Here is a 22,016-nt window from a genome sequence, read left to right on the forward strand (position 1 = left end):
TTAAATAATTGTCAATATGCCATTTGTCAACACTTTAACGTTATTTTTTTAACATTATTTGTGCATTTTATACAAATAGAAAAAGGAGGTCTCCCTCCTTTTTCCAATGTCAGTAATCTATCAATTATTTACTTGATTCCTTTTTTTTCTCTGTACTCTCCCGGTGTCATACCTGTATATTTTTTAAAAGAACTGCTGAAATATTGTGAGGAATTATATCCTACCAGAAACGCCGCTTCATATGTCTTATGTTTTCTGTCTTTTAAAATCCTCTTTGCCTGTTCCATCCGGATATGGTTCAGATAGCTTATATAGCTGTATGTACTATATTGTTTAAATAATGTACACAGATAACTTGCACTGATATGTACAAAATCTGCCACCTCGTTTAGGGACAATGCCGGATCAGTATAATGTTCTTTCATGTATGTAATTGCTCTCTGAAGCATTTTCTCTGGGTTGCTCCTTTTCTTTTCCTCCAGATAATTTACCAGTTGTTCAAAATATTTTCCGGCGGCGCCCCTTAAACTATTTATATTTTTTTCTTGCAGCATGCGCGGATAAAAACTAGCTGATTCTCTAATGAATTTTTCCTGAAATTCTCCATCCTGAGTCTCCCTGTAAGACAAAAGTAAAAATTCCATCACCATAAGCGCGCCTGCTCCAATACGCATATCCGGTTGTTTCTGCAGGCTTTCAAAAAATCCACAGGCTGCTGACTTAAGCTTTTCTGGCTCTCCTTCTCGTATACCCGTACAGGCTTCTTCGATATATTCCTGAAAATTGATCTGTTCTTCTACCGTCAGTTTTTCTACATCTTCTACATAGATCACGCTGCACTGTCCGAAGTAATATCGGTATTCTAATACCTTCCTTGCCTCTGCCGTCGACCTGCCTATCTGTCTGTTTCCCGCATAACATCTTCCTATGGCCGCGGCAAGAAAAAGGTTCTTCTCTTTTGACAGGAGCCCCATATATTTTTTTAGAAATACCTGCAGCTTTATCTCGCTGTTTGCGCCGGGATTTTCAAATACAAAAATCATCTGGTTCTGGCTGCGACAAACTTTTACATTTTCTTCCACTCTTACCGTCTCTCTTATTGCCTCTGCTGCCCTGTCTACTGTCATCTGCATTTCCGTCATTTCTTCGGGCGTCATATTCTCTGGAAATGCCCCAATGTCCAAAACCGCCGCTGCGTACTGACTATCAGGAGGAAAAATACGGTCGATTTCTCTTTGATTCTTATCCGTAATCTTTCCCATAGCCGCTTCCGCCATATATTTTTCCTCAATCACCTGTATATTTTTTCGTATCTCTTCCTTCTGCCTTTTCTCTTCTTCAATCCCTTTTTTCGCTTTCAGTACTGCTGCCAGTACGTCTTTATTGGAGAAGGGCTTTGTTACGTAGTCGGAGACGTTCAATTCGATCGCCTTTTTCGCGTATTTAAATTCTCTATATGCCGTTATCAGTATAATTTTTAATTCTGGAAAAATTCTCTTTGCCTCTGCGGTAAATTCCATTCCGTCCATAAACGGCATGTTGATATCCACCAGGGCAATATCTGGTCTGCACTCTTTCACGCGCTGCAGCGCTGTCTCTCCGTCACAGACTACCGCCGCGACCTCTATGTCATATTCTTTCCATGGAATACAGCTTGCCAGTCCCTGGCAGATAATTTCATCATCATCCGAGATCAACAGTTTGTACATAGTTCCCCCCCCCGATATTTTTTAGACGGAATGTGTATGACAACCTCCGTAAACACACCTTCTTCACTGTCTATGGACACGCCGTATTTTCCCGCAAAGAACATGCGGATTCTCTGGTGTACGTTTATGATGCCGATATGCTCTTTCTTCGTACTACATTCGCATTTTTCCAGTTCCCTTTGTATTTCTTCTAACTTTTCTCTCTTTATTCCCGCGCCGTTGTCCCATATATGAATCGTAATCTCTTCCTCCTGTTTCCGCACATAAATACGTATGAATCCTTTTCCGCGAGCCATCTTCACGCCATGGTACACTGCATTCTCAACGAGCGGCTGCAAAGAAAATTTCACAATCTCATATTGTTCTAGTTCCTCCGGAATGTCAATTTCATAGTTATACTTAGAGCTGTAGCGCAGCTTCAATATTTTCATATAACAGGAAAGGTGTTCCTTTTCCTCCGCAAGACTTACGATGTCCTGTACTCCGCTTAAGCTCAGCTTATAAAATCTCCCGATTGCATCTATCATTTCTACTGCTTTTTTATCCTGCATTTCCACGAGGAACCGGGTCGCCTCCAGCGAATTATACAAAAAGTGCGGTTTAATCTGGAGTTGAAGAAGCTTTAAATAGTTCCGCTTATTCTGCTGCTGTTCTCCCGCTATTTTTTCCATAAGACTGTGTATCTTGTCCATCATCTGGTTATAGGCGTTTGCCATTACCCCGACTTCGTCCCGGTACCGTACTGGAAATCTTTCCGGAAATTCCGGATTTTCTCCGTTTTCAATAATGATCGACGTCATCTTGTTCAGAGGCTTTGTAATAAACGAGACGACAAAATAGCCGATCACCAGAATGACGCACCCTGCGGCCAGAATTAGAAACAGCAGAGAGGCCGAAAATGTAAATATACCTGCATGCATATCTTCTTTGAGGCATATCATATACAGACTCCAGTGGTTAGACGCCAATTCTTCCTTTAATATCACATATTTCTCTCTTTCGTCTACACCATTTTTCCTAAGGATTTCTGCCTGCTCTTTCTCGCTGCCTGCTCCCACACTGACAGAACCCCCGCCGCAGTCTAAGAGAAGCCGTTCGCTTCCATTTCCAAGACGCTCCATATAATCTGCCGTCTGCTCTGCCGACAGGTTGACAGCCAGTAACGCTTTCCCGCCGCTTCCCAGTCCGTTTACCGGCATCAGGATACTGATGATCTCTTTTTCGTAGCTGGAGGTATAATATGAGCCATTGATGATACCAGTCCACGTACAAGGTTTCTGCGGTTGAAAATCACGCCAGACAGCCTCCAGGATATCTGGATTGTCTATACTTTTTGCCGCGTTGACAGAAAAGAAATGAGATTCTCCCGTTGTAAGTACCAACATAGAATCTACCAATTCATAATTATTCCCCTTAGAGACCAGATCATTAAAGTAACTCCTGTATAGGATGTTATTGTTTAAATATTGTATGTCGCTTTGTTCCTCATTCTCTGCGCTTCTCTGCCCCTGCAGGCTGTCTCTGATAAAAATCATTTCCTCTACGACATCATACAGGCTTCCGTCTATATTCGCGGCAATTTGAACAAGCGTCTCCGCTTTTGAATCTGCAATCTGCTTTTCATAATTTTCAGACAGCACCCTGCCGAATATAATAAGACTGACTGCCTCCAGCGCCGCGATTAAAATAGCCAGAAGAACCACCAGCTTTACCTGTAAAGACTGGTTCATAAATTTTTCCCGGAATTTTCTCACTCTTATTTCCCCTTTGCTTTCGTTCCTTTCTCTTGAGTGTATACATGTACCTTCGGAGTTGTCAATATTCCTGCTGGTTTTATCCGGTATTGCGGGCACCATGCCGCTGCGCTGGTTCTCCATGTCTTTGGCCCGAAATATACTTCCTCTGGATCGCAGTTGTGAAGCTGTCCAAACGTGTTGAACCTGTTTCCATAACAGCAGATACGCACCGTATGCTCTCCTTCCTTCATGTCCTTAAATACAGCGCGGTACGGAGCCTCTACTATAAATGTCTCTCTGTCGTCCATACATACCTTCAGAAGCGGCGCACTGTATTGTGGGATTTCTATTTCTACAGTTCCGCCGGGAAGCTGTACATTTGTTTCAAGCCAAAGATTTCCGCCGTAAAAGGGAAGACCCTGTACACTATAATCTCCATATCTCATCTGTCTGTCCATAGAAATCAACTTTGCCTTTGCTCCTGCAAGCCTTACGGAAAATTCACCTAAGAGATAACACCACTCCAGGTTTTCCTTTTCCCCGAACTCCACTTCCAGCTCCAGGATATTTTCTCCTCTTACGATACTGCCTGCCTTATATATTTGCAGACATCTGTCCACATACCACCCTTCCGGCCGCACAGAAGCCGCTTTTCCATTTAAAAGTAATCTTTTTACCTTTCCTTCCGCCGCAAGCTTTCCTTCACACTCTACGTCAGATTCTACGGAAAATTGAAACGTTACTGTATGCGTACATGCTTTCTTCTTGGTCAGCCAGGGCTGCGGCTGGCTCTCTGTCCGCAGAGGGTACACTAACCTTTTGCGCAGTATATCGTCCGCTTTTAGAATGTCTTCTGTTTCCTCCCATGCCTCCTTGTCCAGCCGGTACCGCGCTTTATCTAATAGCAGTACATTCTCTTCCTCCAAAATCAATGCTGTCGGCTCCGGCAAAAGTCCCCGGTAAATTTCCCGTCGTTCCTGTTCTTGTGAAACCACGTTTTCATCTCGGCTGCTCTCTGCTTCCCTTTTTTTCGCTTTTTCACTTCTATTTAGTTCCAGAAGCAGACTGTCCTGCTCAAATCGTTTCCAACGATAGCATGTCCAAGCCTCCCCTTCTGCATGATGTATACACCTGTTTTCCGGGAAAACATTTTCTTTTGCTGCCGGAAAGCTTTCTCCTGTCTTCGCGTCGCGTACTAAAACGTCCCATTCTCCTTTTATTTTTACCGTCAGAATACTCTCTTTTGGAAGCCCGTATGCTTTCTTTGGCTGTCCGGACGCCAGAAACAAATATTGCCTTTCCTGCTCCTGGCAAAGTCTGTATAGCAGCGTTTCTTCCCTCTGTCCGTTTTCGTCCAAAACTTCTATTTCCCTGTGCTTCTCCAGCGTATCGTACAAAGCCTCCTTTTCCCATGGGATATGTTCGCAGAAGGAGGCAAACTCCCCGGCTCTTTTATTCTCTATGGCGTCTATATACCGCGGCGTTCTTCCCACAAAAAGGATCCTGCCGCCGCGGGATTTAAATCGCTCTAGTATATCCAACGTAGAGCTTCTCATTGTATCCATTCCCGCCACGATTACAATATCATACTGCATTTTTCCGACACAGAATTTCGATTCCGTTTCTCTGTACTGCTCCGGAAGGGTCGATTCCGCGATATAGTCGAAATCCAGCTTTCCAAAGAGCATCCACCGGATGAACTCCTGGAACTTTCGTTCCAGCTCCTTACGTTCTCTTCCCGTATGTTCCTCACTGCCAAGCCACATCCAGCAGCTTTCCACCGGGTGCAGTACTCCAATATGCACACATGGCTTTCCCTGCTCCATCACGAGCCGGATTCTGGCAAAATAATCTTCTATCAGACGATACTCCTCATACCAGGGCGACTGTACGCCGATAGACGGCGGATAGTCCCGTTTCGCTTCTCCGCCCATAGAATACCATGTCAGATGGTGTACGCGGTTTGTTACGCCCAGAGCCGCCTGCCAGTCCCCAATCGCTTTATATCCGCGAAAATCAAAGTCCCAGTTCGTAACGCCGTAGAGCTCGCTTGTAATGCCGGGCAGCCCCTTCTGATTTGCCGCGCTCTGCGCCTGCTTTGCCGTTGTATGCTCTGTTCTCCATGCCAGCATATCTATCCCCGGTATCTGGAAGCTTTGGTATGTCCGCATTACTTCCCCCACTGCCCTTGTCTGTTCCTCTAATGTAGGTTCGTTCATCACATGTCCCGTCAGAGCGATCTGATGTCTGGCACACCAATTTCCCAGCGTATCCATAAATCCAGTACAAAACCTGTAGGCTATGTGCTCGTGATATTTCCACCGAAAACTATAGTCCTTCTTATCTTCCGTCTCCCAGAACAACCGGGGCAGATTTTCAAGAAAGGAAACGCCTTCCCTTTTTCGGAACGTTTCTGCAAAATCGTCCGTATAAGGAATCCCCGCCTCCCTTACTGCACTGCTCCCAGAAAGAGTTTCCTTCAGTATAAACTGCGGTTCGTCTGTGAAAACGGCAGGTATACTCTTTGAAAATTCTTCCTGTAAAGAAGCTGCGTATACAGTATGGGTAACATGCAGAAATTCTTCTGCCGCCTTTTCATTTAACGTATCCAGATAGGTCTGGTTATTAAACCAAGAGGAATTTCCAGATATAACAAGGTATGCGTGCCACAGCTTTTCTTGCGTTTCCAGTTTTTTTTCTTCTTCGCCGTCCTTTTTGTTCCCTAGGAAACGATATGTTTTCAGATACCCGTTCTCCTCTGAAACAGCATAGTCCGCCAGTTTTTTTATTTTTCCGTTCAGCACCAGCCGCGTCGGAGGATTTTTCTCTCTGCTAAAATCTCCGTCCGGGTATTCTCTATCTGAAAACAGAAGATACCTGCTGCGGTACCTTTCGTCCACAGTCACTCTGCCTGCCCCATATCCGGAAGGCCACTTATCTTCGTCGTACAGCCATGTATAAAGTCCCTGCTTTTTACCATAAGCATTACAGAATTTCACCAGCTCCATAAATTCCTCGCCCATATATTCTGTGTCCAGTCCTATTCTGCAATGAATACAAAAACCGCCCATTCCCATCTTTTTAAAACAATCGATCTGTTCTTTTAAAATGTCTCTATCCATCTTTGCGTTCCATGCCCAGAAAGGAGTTCCCCTGTACTTTGCCGGCGGATTTAAAAATTCTTCTGTTATCTTTTTTTCTGCCATCACTTTCCCCTTCATTTTTCCAAAACAAGGTCTGCCCTTTTAAAGTGCAGACCTCTGTTCTGTATTACTTTCTATTTATTAGATTCCAGATATTCCTTCTGCGCGTTCGTCAGATATTCCGCCCATTCCTGCAGCACTTCTTCGGAAGTCTTTTCTTTCATAAGTACCGCTTGCAAACCCGGTTCCTGTACTTTGGAAAGAAATTCGCTCCACTCTGGCAGCCACAGTGGTCTTGCCAGGAATTTTACTGTTTCTGAGCTCATCATTTCTTCATATACCGGCATGTATGCATTGTTTTGGTACCATTCATCCTCATATACCAGATCGTTGACCGGAACCCGTCCATCTTTTTCGCAGAAATAAGATACCGCATCATGTGATACAAGGAACTCCAGGAACTTAACGCCGCCCTCTCTGTTTTTTGCTCCTTCAAAGACGGTATATCCCATAAACGGAACATCCTTTGTCACTACAATTCCTTCTTCATTCGCCGGAGCCAGTGCGTTCGTAAAATTTCCTTCTCCTAAGTTATTGATATTTTCTGCCAGTGCAGAAGAGTTATTCGCAATTCCCATCGCTGTACCGGAACCAAATTCAGCAACCATTTCTTTATAGCTGTTGGATACACTATCCTTTGACGTCCAGCCGTTCCAGTAAATAGAAGCATATGTATCCAATGCCTCTGCAAAAATCGGATCGCTCAATACACAGTTTCCTTCTTCATCAAAAAAGCTGTCCTGGTTCGCATAGGTAAAGATAAAGTCCAGCATATTATCCAGGGAACCCGCACCGCCGCGCAGCGAATAGAAGTATGTTCCATTATCCGGATCCGCGTAGGTTTCACATGCCTCCATAAATTCGTCGATCGTCGCAGGAATCTCTGCTCCTTTTTCTTCCATTAATGTCGTATTGTACCAGAAAATCTGCGGCTGTGTATACTGAGGCAGACAATACAGTTTGCCGTCAACTGAACAGTTTCTTATCGCATTGAGCGCACTTTCACTGATATGCTCCTTTTCTTCGAAGCTCTCAAAGTCTTCATCTATACAGGAGAGCGCTCCCTGGTTAATAAGAGCAGAAACATCCTGGTCGCGGATACTTGCGACATCTGGTACTGTATTTGTCGCAATCGCCGTATTGTATTTCTGTAGATAAGAATCTGACGGAAGGCCTACATATTCTACTTCATATTCGGGATTTTCTTTCTCGAACTGTGCAATCAATTCTTCAAATATCGCATTTGAATTTGCGTTTCCGTCGTGGTACCAAAATTCAATCGTCTGCTTGTCCCCTGAACTTCCCGCTTCTTCACTTTTTCCGCCGCAGCCTGCCAACATTCCTGTCAACATGATACTTGTCAGCAATATGCTGACCACTTTCTTTTTCTTCATAATTATTTCTTCCTCCTTTTTAACCGCCTTTATTGAAATGATTATAGTTTGGCGGGTGTTTACTGTTATCCTTTTACTGCTCCCGACGCAAGTCCCTGTACCAGATATTTCTGTATATAGCAGAAAATCAGAAGTACCGGAATCAGCGCTACGACCGTCCCTGCCGCGAGCCCGCCGTAGTTTACGGTAAATTCTCCCTTCATAAGGCTTAAGCCTACCGGAAGTGTAAATTTATCTGAATCGCTCATAAAGTTCAGCGAATATACAAATTCGTTCCAGGTATTTACGAAAGCGAACGCACCGCTTGCCACAATGCCCGGCAGAATCGTAGGTACTACAATTTTAAATACTGATTTCAATATCGTACATCCGTCAATCTGTGCTGCTTCTTCTAATGTAGGTGAAACGCCTGAAAAGAATCCGCTTATCATGATTGTACAGAAAGGAAGGTTTACCGTCGTGTTTACGATTACCAGAGACCATAGATTATTGATGAGTCCCATATTATTAAAGATAGTAAACAACGGTACCAAAATCACGACTCCCGGAAGCATCTGCGTCACAAGAAGAAGCAGAAAAACAAATTTCTTTCCTTTAAACTTATAGCGCGAAATCGCGTATCCTCCCATGATTGCTATCGCAACCACGAATATTGTAGTAACTACCGATACAAACAGGCTGTTTAAAAAATATTTGTCAAATCCCATGCTTGAGAGCATAGATGCATAATTATCTGTTGTAAAAGGTTCCGGAAGATACTTGATCGGAAGCTTCATAATAGAGCTTTGTTCCTTAAAGGATGTGTTCAAAAACCAGTAAAACGGAAATAACATAATGATTGTCACGATCGCAAGTGGTATGTAACAGGTAAACGTCTTAGTAATTCTTTTCTTTGTCGTGCGTTTCATCAGTAATACTCCTCCTCTCCGTATTTTCCAACCTTCAGGTAAACTGCTGAGAAAATCACCAGGACAAGCATTACGATTACAGCCATGGCAGAAGCATAGCCTGCATCCAGGGAATCATTGAAGGTCATCATAATGTATACTGGTATCGTCAGCGTGGAGAAGTTTGGTCCTCCTTTTGTCATACCGTAAATAATATCCACAATATTCAGTGTCCATATCGTCCTTAACAGCGTCGTAAGCAGCAATGTATCTTTTATCAGCGGCAGCGTAATTTTGAAAAATTTATATACCGCTGACGCCCCGTCCACATCTGCTGATTCGTAAACTTCCGTAGGTATCGTTTGAAGAGCAGATAAAATGCTGATAGCGAAAAACGGAACACCTCTCCAGGTATTTGCAATAATCATTGCCCACATAGCAGAGCTGCCACTGGAAAACCAGGATATTTTCCCGTCCACAATTCCCAGCTTCATCAGCAGATCCCCGATAACTCCTACACTTTCGTTAAACATAAAACTCCAAATCAGAGCTACCAACATTCCGCCGACTGCCCATGGAGTAAATATCAGCGCTCTAAATACGCCTCTTCCTTTGAATTTCTGATTTAAGAGCAGCGCTACTAACAGACCAAAAAATAATTGCAGCACAACATTGGCTACTGTCCAGAAAACAGAGTTGACCGCCGCTTTCCAGAAGGTTTCATCCTCGAAAAGCCGGGTAAAATTTGTCCCTCCGTTAAATCCCATATCCTTTACGTTTGTCAGCACATGATCCTGCATGCTCAGCCAGAAAGTATTAAATATCGGATACAGCATAAACACTGCTATCACTGCAAGAAGCGGCAGAAGCATAAAGTACGGCATTGCCTTTTTCTTTAAATACTGCTTTCCTTTGAACATTTTCACGTCCCCCTTTCTGACTAAAATTCTAGCTGTTTCCCCTCCTTTTTTCGTTCACTTTTTTCTTATTTTTGTATAATATTTTACTTTAGCGTCAGTGTACAGGGGGCAATACGGTCGATGAAGGACAAATTTAAGCCGCTTTGTCGTTACTTTCACTCCGCGTACGTCTTTGTACGCGTCGTTCAAGTGCCTAAAAGAGGCTTAAATTTGTCTCTTCACGACTCTTTAGACCTCAACCGCAGAAATTTCGGTGCTTTTCAAGGCAGACGATTGAGGCGTACTGGACGTACGCCGATTGAGGATAACGCTGAAAATTGCCGAAATTACGCGGTTTGAGGCATGTTGCCCCTTGTACACTGACGCTATTGTAATTTTTCACAATTTATCTCTTTATATTTCTTTCTTTTTCATTTTTGGCACAAAAAAAGGAAGCTCTCTTCTGAGCTTCCTTTTATGCCTATTCAGATTTATCCTATATCCGCTTATACAAGCTCAATCAGAACTTCCATAGCCGCGTCACCTTTACGCTGTCCAATCTTTACAATTCTTGTATATCCGCCATTGCGGTCAGCATATTTAGGTGCAATTTCTGTAAACAGTTTGTCTACTAAGTCTACATTCTTTGTATTTTTCTTTCTTCCAGCGCCTGCAGCCGGTACTTCCTTTACAGGATAGAGAACTTTCAACATTTCTCTTCTCGCATGAAGTCTGCTTGGCTGATCTTTTTTAATTTTCTTTTCTACTTCATCGTATACAGTCACTTTTTTTCCGTCAACAACCTCTTTGACTCTCTTGCCATCTTTATCTTTTCTGGCAACCTTCGCCATCACTGTAACTTCATCAAAATTGTCCTTCTCTTTTACAGCCATTGCAATTAAGCCTTCTGCAATTTTACGGATTTCCTTTGCTTTTGCTTCTGTTGTAACGATTTTTCCGTTGTTCAGCAGCGCTGTTACCTGATTTCTAAGTAAAGCTTTTCTCTGGGAAGCAGTTCTTCCTAGTTTTCTATACTTTGCCATTTTTTAAATCCTCCATTATCAACATTTGGTTATGCGTCTTCGGTCTTATTAATCAAATGCCCCCGCCACGCTCATCGGTCTTACTGGCAGGATAATTCAAATAATAATTTTCTGCTGAGATTATTCATCTCCCTGGTTTAATTCCAGATTCAGTTCTTTCAATTTTGCAAGTACTTCCTCCAAAGATTTACGTCCAAGATTCCGTACTTTCATCATGTCCTCCGGCGTTTTATTGGTCAGCTCTTCTACCGTATTGATACCGGCTCTCTTCAGACAGTTATAAGAACGTACCGAGAGTTCGAGCTCATCGATGCTCATCTCCAATACTTTTTCTTTCTCATCATCTTCTTTTTCGATCATAACTTCCGCAGACTGTGCAACCTCTGATAGATCAATAAAGAGTTTTAAGTGCTCACTCAAAACCTTTGCAGCAAGGCTTACCGCCTCATCTGGATGCATTGTTCCTTTTGTCCAGACGTCTAACGTCAGCTTGTCATAATCTGTAATCTGACCTACACGTGTATTCTCAACCGTAAGATTCACACGCTCTACTGGTGTATAGATGGAATCAATCGGGATAACCCCAATCGGCAAGTCTTCACTTTTATTCTTGTCTGCACTTACATATCCTCTGCCTTTTGTAATAGTAAGCTCCATATACAACTTACTGTCCTTGCCACCGCTTAGAGTCGCAATGACCTGATCTGGATTCATAATCTCGATATCTGAATCTGCCTGTACATCAGCGCCTGTCACAACGCCTTCGCCTTCGAACTCAATATATGCAGTCTTAACTTCGTCTGATTCTGATGTGTTCTTAATTGCCAGAGATTTCAGGTTCATAATAATCTCGGTTACATCTTCTTTTACTCCCGGGATGGAACTGAATTCGTGCAAAACCCCGTCAATCTTTACAGAACTGATTGCAGCTCCTGGCAGGGAAGAAAGCATAATTCTTCTCAAGGAATTTCCCAATGTAATTCCATAACCTCTCTCCAGCGGCTCTACCACGAATTTTCCATACTTTTTATCTTCTGAAATTTCTGTAATTTCAATATTCGGTTTATTAAAATCAAACACTACACAGACCCTCCTTATGGGTTAAAATATGTTGAGGGGTACGATTTTATCTAATCTGCGCCTTTTAAGCGCAGACTCTATTATTTAGAATACAACTCGACGATTAACATCTCATCAACAGGAACATCGATTGCCTCTCTTGTCGGAAGTTCTTTTACTGTGCCTTTCAGATTCTCAGAATCAACATCCAGCCAGTCTGGAATCATATTTCCACCTGTTACTTCCAGAATGTCTTTGTATCTCTGGCATCCTTTGTGCTTTTCTTTGATTTCAATAGTATCTCCGGCTTTCAGCAGATAAGAAGGAATGTTTACCTGTTTGCCATTTACAAGTACATGCTTGTGATCTACAATCTGTCTTGCTTCTTTTCTTGTTCTTGCGAATCCCATACGGAACATTACATTATCCAATCTGGATTCCAGAAGAATCATCAGGTTTGCACCTGTCATTCCCTCCATCTGTTTTGCCTTCGCATAGTAATTTCTAAATGGTTTTTCCAGCACGCCATAGATAAATTTTGCTTTCTGTTTTTCACGCAACTGCAAACCATACTCGCTCATTTTTCTATTTGTTCTCTTTAACTGTCTGTTGGATTTTTTATTAATTCCTAAATAGATTGGATCCATCCCTAAGGAACGGCATCTTTTAAGAACCGGAACTCTATTTACTGCCATGTCTTTCCTCCTAAATTTTATACATGTCAACGGATTTTCACCGCATTTTTCGTTTACTTCCAGTACATACTAAACTTAAAACCTGCCAAATTGCAATTACACTCTTCTGCGTTTTGGCGGACGACATCCATTGTGCGGTACTGGTGTTACATCCTTGATGCTTGTCACATCAATTCCGCAAGCCTGAAGTGCACGAATTGCCGCTTCTCTGCCTGAACCTGGACCTTTTACGAAAACATCTACTGTTTTAAGACCATGTACTAATGCCGCCTTTGCCGCTGTCTCAGCTGCCATCTGTGCTGCATATGGAGTAGATTTCCTTGAACCTCTAAATCCCAGACCGCCTGCACTTGCCCATGAAAGAGCGTTTCCCTGTCCATCTGTCAGTGTTACGATTGTATTATTGAAAGATGACTGGATGTGTGCCTGTCCGCGTTCAACGTTTTTCTTGACACGTTTTTTTGTTACTTTTTTTGCAACTTTTTTAGCCATTTAAACTAACCTACTTTCTTTTATTCTCTATTTCTTCTTATTTGCTACTGTTCTCTTAGGACCTTTACATGTTCTTGCATTTGTCTTTGTCTTCTGTCCACGTACCGGAAGTCCTTTTCTATGACGGATTCCACGATAGCAGCCGATTTCTTTCAGTCTCTTGATATTGAGCTGAATATCTCTTCTCAAATCACCTTCCACGACTTGAGTTTCGTCAATCACTGCGCTGATTTTCTTTACTTCTTCACTTGTCAAATCTCTGACGCGAGTATCAGGATTTACTCCTGCCTCTGCTAAAATACGGTTTGAACTTGTTCTTCCAATTCCATAAATATAAGTCAAACCAATTTCTACACGTTTGTCTCTTGGTAAGTCTACACCTGCGATACGAGCCATGTGTCTTTCCTCCATTTTCTTTTTTGTCGCTGTTTGCCGCCATGCAAGCTCGATTCCGCCGCTTTGCCGCTCCATCTCGCTGTGGCGTGCGCCACATACATTCCTGTCTGAACCGCGTCTTACAAGTAAACTTGCAGCCGCGTTTCCGCCAGTTCTGTGCATGGCTTTACGTTGTTACATATTGTCCCTAATTGAGGCTGTGGACGATAGATGTGTGGTTTCGTCCTACCGGGTACTTTCTTTCCCCAATATCCCAGCCCAGGCATGCTTTTTGTGCATACCCTTTCCCGGCACGGACTCTGTCCGCCAATGCAAACGCCGGGTATTATAAGCAATATACACCTGCACTTTCTCAAATCGCTGTATAAGTGCAACAGACTACCCGTTCTGCCGGTACCTTGTGCAGTCACGGTGTATCCTTACTGTATATTAAACAGCTCTACACACCTCCTGGTGTATCGTGCTGTCAGCCGCCTAAATAATTACACAAATATTTACGTCTTCTTGATTTGAACATCTCCATACATAAAGTCTGTCCTAATTCAGATTTATTAAGTGTTCATTTTCTATCCCTGACGCTGTTTGTGCTTCGGATTCTCACAGATTACTCTGATGCTTCCTTTTCTTTTAATAATTTTGCATTTTTCACAAATTGGTTTTACTGATGACCTAACCTTCATGTTAAATCCTCCTTTCCCTGCTTTGCTCTGCTTACATTTCCCGCTGTTTTGGACACACCAACCCAAAAACAGCCACTTAATAGTATAACTCCTAAACACCTATAAAGTCAATAACTAAATTAGTTTTTCTACTTTAGAGCAATTATTACTATCCACCAACAGATTACAAAAATAGTCTTCTATTTGTCTCTCCAGACAATTCTTCCTTTACTTAAATCATATGGTGACATTTCCAGAGTTACTTTGTCTCCTGGTAAAATTTTAATGAAATTCATGCGTAATTTTCCACTGATATGCGCCAGAACGATGTGCCCATTTTCCAGCTCTACTTTAAACATCGCGTTCGGCAGCTTTTCAACTACAACTCCTTCAATTTCAATTACGTCAGCCTTTGACATATTTAATCCTCCTGCATTTACAGCATTTTTGTATTCCCGCTTCTTCTAAGGGAATATTTCAGTATCATATTCCTAACTGCTACCTCATCCGCTGTATCCTCAACATATTCCTTTAGAATTACCTGCAGATGCTTTCTATTTTTTCTTTTCAGCTTTCCGGATGTGTTTTTGCGCCCATCCGAAAGATATACATATTCATCATTGACACGAATGATTACATATATACAATTTTTGTCATGTCCTGCCTTTGATTTCACAAGCATTCCTGGTTTCAATACCATAAACTATTCTCCCAGGATTTTTACGATTGCGTCAAACACAACATCTATATCTACTGTACCGTCTACTTCTTTTAAAATTCCTGCCTGCGTATAATATTCAATCAGAGGCTGTGTCTGTTCATGGTATACATGCAGACGCTTCTCAACTGTTTCTGGCTTATCATCATCTCTGAGAATCAAATTTCCGCTGCATTTATCACAGATTCCTTCTTTTTCAGGAGCCGCATAAACCATATGATAGGTCGCACCACAGTCTACACAGGCACGGCGCCCCGACATACGTTTTATAATATTTTCGTCCGGTACTTCTACATTGATTGCAAAATCTACTTTCTGTTCAAGCTTAGCAAGTTCTCTGTCTAATGCTTCTGCCTGTGGAATCGTTCTTGGGAATCCATCCAGAACATATCCATTTTCACAATCTGCCTGGTTCACTCTGTCCACTACCAAATCCACCACTAATTCATCCGGCACCAAAAGTCCTTGATCCATGTAAGTTTTTGCTTTTTTCCCCAGCTCTGTACCATTTTTGATATTTGCACGGAAAATATCCCCTGTCGAAATATGCGGAATATTATATTTTGCCGCAATTTTTTTTGCCTGCGTTCCTTTTCCAGCACCTGGAGCTCCCAACATAATAATTTTCATACCCGTATACCTCCGTTAATGCACAATAACGAGTGTGCCCCTGAATATGCTTTTACAGTTCTTCCGGGTCACCCTCGCTAAAGTAATCTAATTAGTATCCAAGGAAACTGTTCTTCATGTTGCTTCCTTTGTTATTCAAAAATCCTGTATAGTTGCGTACGAGCATCTGTGATTCAATTTGTTTCAATGTCTCCAATACAACTCCTACTATGATGATAAGGGATGTTCCGCCAAAAGAAACATTTGCCCCAAATACACCATTGAAGAAATACGGTATTACCTGAACAATGATAAGTCCACATGCTCCAATGAAAATAATGTAATTCAATATTTTCTGCAAGTATTCTACTGTAGGTCTTCCTGGACGAATACCCGGAATAAATCCTCCACTCTTCTTCATATTATTTGCAATCTCCAACGGATTGAAGGTAATAGATGTGTAGAAATATGCAAAGAATATTGTCAGTAAAATATAAACAACCAGTCCGATTGAATAAATCGGATTTTCCGGATCACACCATGTATTGGAATTCATGCCTTTCAAAATCTGGCTTCCAATACCAGTTCCGTTTCCTTTTCCAAGGAATTGGGCAATTACAATCGGAGTCTGCATCAAGGAAGATGCGAATATGACTGGAATAACCCCCGCTGTATTCACTCGCAGCGGAATATGTGTAGATTGTCCTCCATAAGTCTTTCTCCCCTGTACTTTCTGGGAATACTGAACAGCAATTCTTCTTTCCCCACTCTGAAGCAGAACTACAAATACTACTACTACCAGCAGAATAGCCAGTATAATCAGAGCAGCAAGCCCTCCTTTTGCCAATGTTTTGCCCTTTACAAACTGTGTATACAATGTGACAAAATCATCTGGCACACGTGAGAGAATGTTAATCAGAAGAACAATAGATATACCATTTCCGACACCTTTATCTGTTATACGTTCACCAATCCACATCAGGAATGCACTGCCGGCTGTCAGCGTACACACAACGATTGCTGTATTCACAAAGTTGTACTCTACCAAAAGTCCTTGACGGCCAAACCCAACCGCCATTGCAGTGGATTCAATCAATGCAAGTCCAACTGTAACATAACGCGTAATCGCTGCAATTTTCTTTCTCCCATCTGCTCCCTCTTTCTGCATTTCCTCCAGTTTTGGAATTGCAATTGTCAGAAGCTGCATAATAATAGAAGATGTAATATACGGCGTTATACTTAACGCGAATACAGACATCTTGGTAAAGGAACCACCGGTAAATGCATCAAAAAAATTGAATGCATCACCGGTCTGGCTCGCAAATAAATTCTGAAGTACGGTTGGATCCACACCTGGAGTAGGCAATTCAGAGCCGAATCTTACAACAACCAGCATCATAAATGTATAGAAAATTCTTTTTCTAACATCCTCTATCTGAAATGCCCTTCGTACAGTCTGTAGCATTAGATCACCTCTGCTTTTCCACCAAGGGACTCAATCTTTTCAGCCGCTTTTGCGCTAAACGCATTCGCCTGAACAGTAAGTTTCTTAGTTAACTCTCCATTTCCAAGAATTTTAACACCGTCTTTTGGATTTTTTACAATTCCGCTTTCAATTAAGGTATCTACGGAAACTGTAGCGCCGTCTTCAAATACTTCCAACGCACTCAAATTAATGCCAACAATTGTTTTAGAGTTTCTGCACTTGAACCCTCTCTTTGGCAATCTTCTGTATAAAGGCATCTGACCACCTTCAAATCCTGGTCTTGGCGCTCCTGAACGTGCCTTCTGACCCTTATGGCCCTTGCCGGCTGTCTTGCCATTTCCAGAACCGTGTCCACGGCCTCTTCTGAAATTATCGCTCTGTTTGGAACCGTCTGCCGGTCTTAAGTTTGATAAGTCCATGACGTTACCTCCTTATCGTTTCTTAATTTATGCTTCTTCAACTTTCACTAAATGTCTAACCTGCTGTACCATACCTCTGGTAGCTGCATTATCCGGTAATTCAACTGTTTTATAGAGTTTATTCAGCCCCAGCGCCTCAACAGTTCTTCTATGCTTAGGTATAGCACCGATTGTAGACTTTACTAATGTCACTTTCAAATTTGCCATTTTGTTTACCTCCTATGCGATAAAGCCTGCCCCGTTCTATTTAAAACGGGAAAGCCTATCTTAGCCTACGACCTCTTCTACTGATTTGCCACGAAGTCTTGCAACCTCTTCCGGTGTCTTCATTGATTTTAAACCTTCGATCGTAGCAAGCACTACATTCTGTTTATTGTTAGAGCCCAATGATTTTGTACGAATGTTTTTAATTCCTGCCATTTCAATTACGGCACGTGCCGGACCTCCGGCAATCACACCAGTACCATCCGGAGCTGTCTTTAAAAGTACTGAAGCACTTCCAAATTTTCCGATAACATCATGTGTAACACTCTCGTTTTCATCCAACGCAACAGAAATCATTTTCTTCATTGCGTCTTCTTTCCCTTTGCGGATTGCTTCTGGGATTTCAGTAGCTTTTCCCAAACCTGCACCTACATGGCCTTTTCCGTCGCCAACTACAACTAAAGCTGTGAACCGGAAGTTACGACCACCTTTAACAACTTTGGTAACACGTTTGATTGATACCACTTTTTCTGTTAATTCTAATTGATTAGCATCAATGCGTTCCTGTTTCATCTGTGTTCTCCCTTCCCTAGAAATTCAGCCCAGCTTCTCTCGCTGCGTCTGCCAATGCTTTGATTTTTCCCTGATATATAAAGCCGCCTCTGTCAAAGACAACCTCTGTGATTCCTTTTTCTTTTGCTTTTTCAGCAATTACTTTTCCAAGATATGCTGCAGCATCAACATTGTTGGTTTTTTCTAATTCTGCTTTCACGTCCTTCTGAAGAGTGGAAGCTGCAACCAGAGTGTTTCCAACTGTATCGTCAATAATCTGCGCATACATATGATTATTACTTCTAAACACAGCTAAACGTGGTCTTTCAGCCGTACCGCTGAAACGGTTACGTAATTTCATGTGTTTTTTTCTACGAACTTCGCTTCTTGATTTCTTACTAACCATTTTCACACTCTCCTTATTTATTTCTTACCAGTCTTACCAACTTTACGTCTGATAACTTCATCAGCATACTTGATACCTTTGCCCTTATATGGCTCGGGTCTTCTCTTGTCTCTGATTTCAGCAGCGTATTGGCCTACTTTTTCTTTATCGATACCTTTTACAGTAATTTTATTCTGACCCTCCAGGACAGTCTCAAGACCTTCCGGATCCGTCATTTCAACTGGATGAGAGTATCCTAAGCTTAATGTCAATTTGTTTCCTGATTTTGCGGCTCTGTAACCAACACCATTTACTTCCAGAACCTTCTGATAGCCTTCTGTCACACCGATCACCATATTGTTAATCAATGTTCTTGTCAGCCCGTGTAAAGATTTCATTTTCTTTAAATCATTTGGTCTTGTTACAATGATTTCTTCACCTGCAACTTTGATTTCCATTTCAACCGGAAGCTCTTTTACAAGAGTTCCTTTTGGACCTTTTACAGTCACTACATTGTTATCTGCAACTTCTACAGTAACGCCTGCTGGAATTGCTATCGGCAGTCTTCCTATACGTGACATACCTGTTTCCTCCTTAACTTAAATTTTCGGAATGGGAACTTTAGCCCACTCTGTTTTCAGTTGCTCTGAACACTTATGAGGTTCTTGTTTCCTCTGTGCTCTTATTTATCAGCTTCGCGCCAGGCTCGAAAACACCTCGCCAAGCTGCACTAAATGGGTATGTTCTTCTCGCTAAACTCGACAATACCTCGTTAAGCTCCAAGAACGACCTCGCGCCAGGCTCGAAAACACCTCACCAAGCTGCACTAAACGGGTATGTTCTTCTCGCTAAACTCGTTAATACCTCGTTAAGCTCCAAGAACGACCTCGCGCCAGGCTCGAAAACACCTCGCCAAGCTGCACTAAACGGGTATGTTCTTCTCGCTAAACTCGTTAATACCTCGTTAAGCTCCAAGAACGACCTCGCGCTAGGCTCGAAAACACCTCGCCAAGCTGCTTTCGGTCTACCAAACGAAGCAGAGTACTTCTCCGCCTACGCCGAGTTTTCTTGCCTCTTTGTCTGTGATTACACCTTTGTTTGTAGAAATAATCGCAATACCAAGTCCTCCAAGTACCTTCGGAATCTCTTCGCTGTTTACATAAAAACGAAGTCCTGGTTTGGAAATTCTCTTCAGACCGGAGATAACTTTTTCATTTTTATCTGCGCCATACTTCAGTGTAATATGAATTGTTTTGAAGTTTCCATCTTCTACGATATCATATTTTGCAATGTATCCTTCATTGTAGAGAATCTCAGCAATCGCTGTCTTCATCCTGGATGCAGGAACATCAACGGTATCATGTTTAGCAGTATTTGCGTTACGGATTCTTGTAAGCATATCTGCGATTGGATCACTCATGTTCATGTGAAAGTATCCTCCTTCTATTCTTTAAATGCCTGTCAGGCTTAATGTCCTAGCATAGATGCGTGTTCCGTGCGCCTAAGCTCGACCTGCGCCTTATAGCTTGCTCTCGCTAACGCTTGGGAACAGCCTTCTCACTAATCTCCGTCAGCGCCTCTAACGAAGTTCTTCTCGCTAAACTCGACATCGTCTCGTTAAGCTCTAAGAACGGCCTCGCGCTAGACTCGAAAAGACCTCGCCAAGCTGCTTTCGGTCTACCAGCTGGCTTTTTTTACTCCTGGAATCTGTCCTTTATATGCCAATTCACGGAAGCAGATACGGCAAATTCCATATTTTCTTAAATATGCGTGCGGACGTCCGCAAATTCTGCAGCGGCTATATTCTCTTGTAGAAAATTTCGCTTTACGCTGCTGTTTGATTTTCATTGATGTTTTAGCCATGAATTTCCCTCCTTTACTTTGTGAATGGCATATTGAACTGTGTCAATAATTCACGAGCTTCCTCGTCAGTTTTAGCTGTTGTAACGAAAATTACATCCATCCCTCTGACTTTGTCAACTTTATCGTACTCGATTTCTGGGAAAATCAACTGCTCCTTAATACCAAGAGCATAATTACCTCTGCCGTCAAACGCGTTCGGATTGACACCTCTGAAGTCACGTACACGTGGCAGCGCAAGATTAATCAGACGATCTACAAATTCATACATTCTTTCGCCCCTTAATGTAACCTTACATCCAATCGGCATGCCCTCTCTGATTTTGAAGTTTGCCACAGAGTTTTTTGCTCTTGTGACAACAGCCTTCTGACCGGCAATTTTTTCCATGTCAGCAATAGCTGATTCTAACACTTTCGCATTTTCTTTTGCTTCACCGACGCCCATGTTGATTACAACTTTGTCGAGCTTCGGCACTTCCATGATATTTTTATATCCAAATTTTTTAATCATTGCGTCAATGATTTCATTCTGATATTTTTCTTTCAGTCTGCTCAAAGTCCTGGACCTCCTTCCTCGAATTAATTGTCAATTACGTCGCCCGTTGATTTTGCAACGCGAACCTTTTTGTCCCCGTCCATCTTAAATCCAATTCTTGTAGCTTTTCCTTTGTGTACATACATAACATTGGAAATGTCAATCGGACCTTCCTGATGAACGATACCGCCATTCTGATTCGCAGCACTTGGCTTCGTGTGCTTTGTCAGCATGTTGACACCTTCAACCAGAACTTTTCCGTCTTTTTTATTTACAGCAATTACTTTGCCTTCTTTGTCTTTATCTTTACCGGCGATGACTTTCACCATATCACCTTTTTTAATCTTCATTGTTGACATCTTCGGCACCTCCTAGAGTACTTCCGGAGCCAGGGAAACAATCTTCATAAAATGTTTCTCTCTTAACTCTCTGGCTACTGGTCCAAAAATACGTGTTCCTCGTGGATTCAAATCATCCTTTATAATAACCGCAGCATTTTCATCGAACCGGATATAGGAACCGTCTTTACGACGTGTACCTTTTACAGTACGGACAACAACAGCTTTAACAACATCGCCCTTTTTAACAACGCCGCCTGGTGTTGCATCTTTAACAGTCGCAACAATTACATCTCCGATATTGGCATATCTTCTTGTAGAACCGCCCATAACACGGATACAAAGTAATTCTTTAGCACCTGTGTTGTCTGCTACTTTCAGTCTGCTTTCTTGTTGTATCATGCAGGTAAACCTCCTTCAAAATTATATGCGAAACAGCTTATTTCGCTTTCTCCATGATTTCTACAAGTCTCCATCTCTTGTCCTTGGACAGAGGTCTTGTTTCCATAACTTTTACTGTATCTCCTACATTGCACTCGTTATTTTCATCATGAGCTTTCAGTTTATAAGTTCTCTTTACGATTTTCTTATAAAGTGGATGCTTCACGTGGTCTTCAACTGCAACAACGATTGTTTTGTCCATTTTGTCACTAACAACCTTGCCTGTACGAGTTTTTCTCAAATTTCTTTCTTCCACAGTTGTTACTCCTTTCAACATGCTATAAATGAAGTTCTCTC

General features: G+C 42.1%; 27 protein-coding genes. All 27 read right to left on the bottom strand.

The window, feature by feature from the left end:
* Window positions 1–128: 128 nt before the first annotated feature.
* Complete coding sequence (locus tag H8S37_RS07625; RefSeq protein WP_186875385.1) at window positions 129–1,709, bottom strand: response regulator; 1,581 nt, start codon at window positions 1,707–1,709, stop codon at window positions 129–131.
* Entirely contained in the window at window positions 1,694–3,463 is a 1,770-nt protein-coding gene (locus H8S37_RS17520; protein ID WP_186875386.1) for a sensor histidine kinase, read from the bottom strand. The genes H8S37_RS07625 and H8S37_RS17520 overlap by 16 nt, the downstream gene beginning before the upstream one ends.
* A 2-nt stretch (window positions 3,464–3,465) precedes the next feature.
* Window positions 3,466–6,651: a glycosyl hydrolase gene (locus H8S37_RS07635; RefSeq protein WP_186875387.1), complete on the bottom strand. Its 3,186-nt coding sequence runs from the start codon at window positions 6,649–6,651 to the stop codon at window positions 3,466–3,468.
* A gap of 71 nt (window positions 6,652–6,722) precedes the next feature.
* Window positions 6,723–8,042, bottom strand: a complete 1,320-nt coding sequence (locus tag H8S37_RS07640) for an ABC transporter substrate-binding protein (protein ID WP_186875388.1) — start codon at window positions 8,040–8,042, stop codon at window positions 6,723–6,725.
* 65 nt (window positions 8,043–8,107) lie between these two features.
* Complete coding sequence (locus tag H8S37_RS07645; protein ID WP_186875389.1) at window positions 8,108–8,950, bottom strand: carbohydrate ABC transporter permease; 843 nt, start codon at window positions 8,948–8,950, stop codon at window positions 8,108–8,110.
* Window positions 8,950–9,849, bottom strand: coding sequence for a carbohydrate ABC transporter permease (locus tag H8S37_RS07650; protein ID WP_186875390.1), 900 nt, complete (start codon window positions 9,847–9,849; stop codon window positions 8,950–8,952). The genes H8S37_RS07645 and H8S37_RS07650 overlap by 1 nt, the downstream gene beginning before the upstream one ends.
* A 485-nt stretch (window positions 9,850–10,334) precedes the next feature.
* Window positions 10,335–10,871: a bL17 family ribosomal protein gene (locus H8S37_RS07655; RefSeq protein WP_186875391.1), complete on the bottom strand. Its 537-nt coding sequence runs from the start codon at window positions 10,869–10,871 to the stop codon at window positions 10,335–10,337.
* 120 nt (window positions 10,872–10,991) lie between these two features.
* Entirely contained in the window at window positions 10,992–11,951 is a 960-nt protein-coding gene (locus H8S37_RS07660) for a DNA-directed RNA polymerase subunit alpha (protein WP_186875392.1), read from the bottom strand.
* Window positions 11,952–12,031: 80 nt separating this feature from the next.
* On the bottom strand, window positions 12,032–12,625 hold the full coding sequence (gene rpsD / locus H8S37_RS07665) for a 30S ribosomal protein S4 (protein ID WP_186875393.1): 594 nt from the start codon (window positions 12,623–12,625) through the stop codon (window positions 12,032–12,034).
* A 96-nt stretch (window positions 12,626–12,721) separates the two neighbouring features.
* The gene (gene rpsK, locus H8S37_RS07670) at window positions 12,722–13,117 is read right to left on the bottom strand and encodes a 30S ribosomal protein S11 (RefSeq protein WP_059067930.1); all 396 of its coding nucleotides are present in this window, start codon (window positions 13,115–13,117) and stop codon (window positions 12,722–12,724) included.
* Between the two features lie 27 nt (window positions 13,118–13,144).
* Window positions 13,145–13,513, bottom strand: coding sequence for a 30S ribosomal protein S13 (gene rpsM / locus H8S37_RS07675; RefSeq protein ID WP_178059545.1), 369 nt, complete (start codon window positions 13,511–13,513; stop codon window positions 13,145–13,147).
* Between the two features lie 566 nt (window positions 13,514–14,079).
* A complete protein-coding gene (rpmJ, locus tag H8S37_RS07680) occupies window positions 14,080–14,193 on the bottom strand; it encodes a 50S ribosomal protein L36 (protein WP_003497809.1) in 114 nt (37 codons plus the stop codon).
* A 179-nt stretch (window positions 14,194–14,372) separates the two neighbouring features.
* Window positions 14,373–14,591 carry a translation initiation factor IF-1 gene (gene infA, locus H8S37_RS07685; protein ID WP_004074886.1) on the bottom strand — a complete coding sequence of 73 codons (219 nt, stop codon included), beginning with the start codon at window positions 14,589–14,591 and terminating at the stop codon, window positions 14,373–14,375.
* 17 nt (window positions 14,592–14,608) lie between these two features.
* Window positions 14,609–14,872: a KOW domain-containing RNA-binding protein gene (locus tag H8S37_RS07690; protein ID WP_186875394.1), complete on the bottom strand. Its 264-nt coding sequence runs from the start codon at window positions 14,870–14,872 to the stop codon at window positions 14,609–14,611.
* A 3-nt stretch (window positions 14,873–14,875) separates the two neighbouring features.
* Window positions 14,876–15,520 carry an adenylate kinase gene (locus H8S37_RS07695; RefSeq protein WP_186875395.1) on the bottom strand — a complete coding sequence of 215 codons (645 nt, stop codon included), beginning with the start codon at window positions 15,518–15,520 and terminating at the stop codon, window positions 14,876–14,878.
* A gap of 91 nt (window positions 15,521–15,611) precedes the next feature.
* The gene (gene secY / locus H8S37_RS07700; protein ID WP_186875396.1) at window positions 15,612–16,964 is read right to left on the bottom strand and encodes a preprotein translocase subunit SecY; all 1,353 of its coding nucleotides are present in this window, start codon (window positions 16,962–16,964) and stop codon (window positions 15,612–15,614) included.
* Window positions 16,964–17,404, bottom strand: coding sequence for a 50S ribosomal protein L15 (rplO, locus tag H8S37_RS07705; RefSeq protein WP_186875397.1), 441 nt, complete (start codon window positions 17,402–17,404; stop codon window positions 16,964–16,966). The genes secY and rplO overlap by 1 nt, the downstream gene beginning before the upstream one ends.
* A 27-nt stretch (window positions 17,405–17,431) precedes the next feature.
* Window positions 17,432–17,611, bottom strand: a complete 180-nt coding sequence (rpmD, locus tag H8S37_RS07710) for a 50S ribosomal protein L30 (RefSeq protein WP_186875398.1) — start codon at window positions 17,609–17,611, stop codon at window positions 17,432–17,434.
* A 60-nt stretch (window positions 17,612–17,671) separates the two neighbouring features.
* On the bottom strand, window positions 17,672–18,181 hold the full coding sequence (gene rpsE / locus H8S37_RS07715; protein ID WP_186875399.1) for a 30S ribosomal protein S5: 510 nt from the start codon (window positions 18,179–18,181) through the stop codon (window positions 17,672–17,674).
* 16 nt (window positions 18,182–18,197) lie between these two features.
* Entirely contained in the window at window positions 18,198–18,566 is a 369-nt protein-coding gene (rplR, locus tag H8S37_RS07720) for a 50S ribosomal protein L18 (RefSeq protein WP_059067916.1), read from the bottom strand.
* 17 nt (window positions 18,567–18,583) lie between these two features.
* Complete coding sequence (rplF, locus tag H8S37_RS07725) at window positions 18,584–19,126, bottom strand: 50S ribosomal protein L6 (RefSeq protein ID WP_186875400.1); 543 nt, start codon at window positions 19,124–19,126, stop codon at window positions 18,584–18,586.
* A gap of 443 nt (window positions 19,127–19,569) precedes the next feature.
* The gene (gene rpsH / locus H8S37_RS07730; RefSeq protein ID WP_186875401.1) at window positions 19,570–19,971 is read right to left on the bottom strand and encodes a 30S ribosomal protein S8; all 402 of its coding nucleotides are present in this window, start codon (window positions 19,969–19,971) and stop codon (window positions 19,570–19,572) included.
* A gap of 251 nt (window positions 19,972–20,222) precedes the next feature.
* A complete protein-coding gene (locus tag H8S37_RS07735; RefSeq protein ID WP_059067910.1) occupies window positions 20,223–20,408 on the bottom strand; it encodes a type Z 30S ribosomal protein S14 in 186 nt (61 codons plus the stop codon).
* Between the two features lie 13 nt (window positions 20,409–20,421).
* Window positions 20,422–20,961, bottom strand: a complete 540-nt coding sequence (gene rplE / locus H8S37_RS07740) for a 50S ribosomal protein L5 (RefSeq protein WP_186875402.1) — start codon at window positions 20,959–20,961, stop codon at window positions 20,422–20,424.
* Between the two features lie 23 nt (window positions 20,962–20,984).
* A complete protein-coding gene (gene rplX, locus H8S37_RS07745; protein WP_243207085.1) occupies window positions 20,985–21,299 on the bottom strand; it encodes a 50S ribosomal protein L24 in 315 nt (104 codons plus the stop codon).
* A 12-nt stretch (window positions 21,300–21,311) separates the two neighbouring features.
* Window positions 21,312–21,680, bottom strand: a complete 369-nt coding sequence (rplN, locus tag H8S37_RS07750) for a 50S ribosomal protein L14 (protein WP_186875403.1) — start codon at window positions 21,678–21,680, stop codon at window positions 21,312–21,314.
* Between the two features lie 37 nt (window positions 21,681–21,717).
* Window positions 21,718–21,996, bottom strand: coding sequence for a 30S ribosomal protein S17 (rpsQ, locus tag H8S37_RS07755; protein WP_207723883.1), 279 nt, complete (start codon window positions 21,994–21,996; stop codon window positions 21,718–21,720).
* Window positions 21,997–22,016: the final 20 nt, after the last annotated feature.

The organism is Mediterraneibacter hominis, assembly GCF_014287475.1.
Lineage (GTDB): Bacteria > Bacillota > Clostridia > Lachnospirales > Lachnospiraceae > Mediterraneibacter > Mediterraneibacter hominis.

Bases quoted from the DNA above. Each gene is read 5' to 3' on its own strand.
- rplN (WP_186875403.1), bottom strand. From the start codon at position 21,680: ATGATACAACAAGAAAGCAGACTGAAAGTAGCAGACAACACAGGTGCT.
- rpsH (WP_186875401.1), bottom strand. From the start codon at position 19,971: ATGAACATGAGTGATCCAATCGCAGATATGCTTACAAGAATCCGTAAC.
- H8S37_RS07690 (WP_186875394.1), bottom strand. From the start codon at position 14,872: ATGGTATTGAAACCAGGAATGCTTGTGAAATCAAAGGCAGGACATGAC.
- H8S37_RS07640 (WP_186875388.1), bottom strand. From the start codon at position 8,042: ATGAAGAAAAAGAAAGTGGTCAGCATATTGCTGACAAGTATCATGTTG.
- H8S37_RS07735 (WP_059067910.1), bottom strand. From the start codon at position 20,408: ATGGCTAAAACATCAATGAAAATCAAACAGCAGCGTAAAGCGAAATTT.
- secY (WP_186875396.1), bottom strand. From the start codon at position 16,964: ATGCTACAGACTGTACGAAGGGCATTTCAGATAGAGGATGTTAGAAAA.
- H8S37_RS07650 (WP_186875390.1), bottom strand. From the start codon at position 9,849: ATGTTCAAAGGAAAGCAGTATTTAAAGAAAAAGGCAATGCCGTACTTT.
- rpmJ (WP_003497809.1), bottom strand. From the start codon at position 14,193: ATGAAGGTTAGGTCATCAGTAAAACCAATTTGTGAAAAATGCAAAATT.
- H8S37_RS07695 (WP_186875395.1), bottom strand. From the start codon at position 15,520: ATGAAAATTATTATGTTGGGAGCTCCAGGTGCTGGAAAAGGAACGCAG.
- H8S37_RS07645 (WP_186875389.1), bottom strand. From the start codon at position 8,950: ATGAAACGCACGACAAAGAAAAGAATTACTAAGACGTTTACCTGTTAC.
- rpsK (WP_059067930.1), bottom strand. From the start codon at position 13,117: ATGGCTAAAAAAGTTGCAAAAAAAGTAACAAAAAAACGTGTCAAGAAA.
- H8S37_RS07635 (WP_186875387.1), bottom strand. From the start codon at position 6,651: ATGGCAGAAAAAAAGATAACAGAAGAATTTTTAAATCCGCCGGCAAAG.
- rplO (WP_186875397.1), bottom strand. From the start codon at position 17,404: ATGGACTTATCAAACTTAAGACCGGCAGACGGTTCCAAACAGAGCGAT.
- rplF (WP_186875400.1), bottom strand. From the start codon at position 19,126: ATGTCACGTATAGGAAGACTGCCGATAGCAATTCCAGCAGGCGTTACT.
- rpsD (WP_186875393.1), bottom strand. From the start codon at position 12,625: ATGGCAGTAAATAGAGTTCCGGTTCTTAAAAGATGCCGTTCCTTAGGG.
- rpsM (WP_178059545.1), bottom strand. From the start codon at position 13,513: ATGGCTCGTATCGCAGGTGTAGACTTACCAAGAGACAAACGTGTAGAA.
- H8S37_RS07625 (WP_186875385.1), bottom strand. From the start codon at position 1,709: ATGTACAAACTGTTGATCTCGGATGATGATGAAATTATCTGCCAGGGA.
- H8S37_RS07655 (WP_186875391.1), bottom strand. From the start codon at position 10,871: ATGGCAAAGTATAGAAAACTAGGAAGAACTGCTTCCCAGAGAAAAGCT.
- rpmD (WP_186875398.1), bottom strand. From the start codon at position 17,611: ATGGCAAATTTGAAAGTGACATTAGTAAAGTCTACAATCGGTGCTATA.
- rpsE (WP_186875399.1), bottom strand. From the start codon at position 18,181: ATGAAACAGGAACGCATTGATGCTAATCAATTAGAATTAACAGAAAAA.
- rplX (WP_243207085.1), bottom strand. From the start codon at position 21,299: ATGTCAACAATGAAGATTAAAAAAGGTGATATGGTGAAAGTCATCGCC.
- rplR (WP_059067916.1), bottom strand. From the start codon at position 18,566: ATGGTTAGTAAGAAATCAAGAAGCGAAGTTCGTAGAAAAAAACACATG.
- infA (WP_004074886.1), bottom strand. From the start codon at position 14,591: ATGTCAAAGGCTGACGTAATTGAAATTGAAGGAGTTGTAGTTGAAAAG.
- rpsQ (WP_207723883.1), bottom strand. From the start codon at position 21,996: ATGTTGAAAGGAGTAACAACTGTGGAAGAAAGAAATTTGAGAAAAACT.